The organism is Ideonella sp. P3_A4 (assembly GCF_056403075.1).
Genome location: NZ_JBFUGE010001169.1, coordinates 1 through 1,052 on the forward strand (window position 1 = coordinate 1; position 1,052 = coordinate 1,052).

A 1,052-nucleotide genomic window follows, 5' to 3' on the forward strand; every position below is an offset into this window, starting at 1 on the left:
CCGCCACGCCGTGCTGGAAGACCAGACACCGGCGACCGCCGGGCCGGGCCAAGCCACCGTTCGCATCGAGGCCGCCAGCGTCAACCCGCTGGACCTGAAGATGCTGGCCGGCTTCATGCAACCCGTTTTCCCGGTGAACTTCCCCTACACGCTGGGCACTGACTTCGCCGGCGTGATCGAGACCATCGATGCCCACGCCGTTGGGTTCAAGCTGGGCGATCGCGTCGTCGGGCGGCTGGGTGCATCGGCTGGCGGCGCGTTCGCGCAGTCCGCGGTCGTGCCCATTGATTCGCTGTGCCGGATTCCGGCGGACATGAGCTTCGAGCAGGCTGCCGCCCTGCCCACGGCGGCGGGCACGGCCTGGCAGGCGCTGTTCGGCGCCGGCAAGCTGGTGGCCGGGCAACGCGTGCTGATCCACGGCGCCGCCGGCGGCGTGGGCGGCTTCGCCGTTCAGTTTGCCAAGCAGGCCGGCGCCCGCGTCATCGTGACGGCCTCGTCGAAAAACCATGGCCTGGCCAAGGAGCTCGGGGCGGACGAGGTCATCGACTACCGCCATGAAGACTTCTCTGCCCGGCTTCGGGATCTGGACCTGGTGATCGACCCGGTGGGCGGCGACACCACCGAACGCTCCTGGTCGGTGCTCAAGCCTGGCGGCACCTTGGTGTCGCTGGTCGACCCCACCATCGCGCTACGCGACGACGTCAATGGGGTGTTCGTCTTCTTCCAAGGCGACACCCCGGTGCTGCAAGGGGTCATCAAGATCTTCGAGGCCAGGCGGCTGCAGGTGATCCTGGACACCATCCACCCGCTGGACGAGGCTCGCGCAGCGCTCGAGCAGGTGGCCAACGGTCACGCCCGTGGCAAGGTGATCATCCGGGCGTCGCGCTGACCTCACCACGCGCGCGGCGCGGCGCCTCGAGCCCGCGGCCCTGCAGCACCGGCAGGGCCCGCAGCCGCTCGGCCGCAAAGTGCACGAACTCGCGCACCTTGGCTGCTGCCACGCGGCCGGCGGGGTACACCAGATGCACCGGCACGGGCGGCGGCTCATGCGC

Annotated in this window: 1 protein-coding gene and 1 pseudogene; one reads left to right on the forward strand and one right to left on the reverse strand. The window is 70.1% G+C overall.

The window, feature by feature from the left end:
• Positions 1 to 889 (forward strand): NADP-dependent oxidoreductase (locus AC1DYI_RS36695; RefSeq protein ID WP_477209000.1); only part of this gene is annotated, 889 nt, incomplete at its 5' end.
• Here AC1DYI_RS36695 and AC1DYI_RS36700 read toward each other — a convergent pair.
• A pseudogene (locus tag AC1DYI_RS36700) lies at positions 870 to 1,052 on the reverse strand (hypothetical protein); the annotation flags it as partial. The gene AC1DYI_RS36695 and the pseudogene AC1DYI_RS36700 overlap by 20 nt on opposite strands.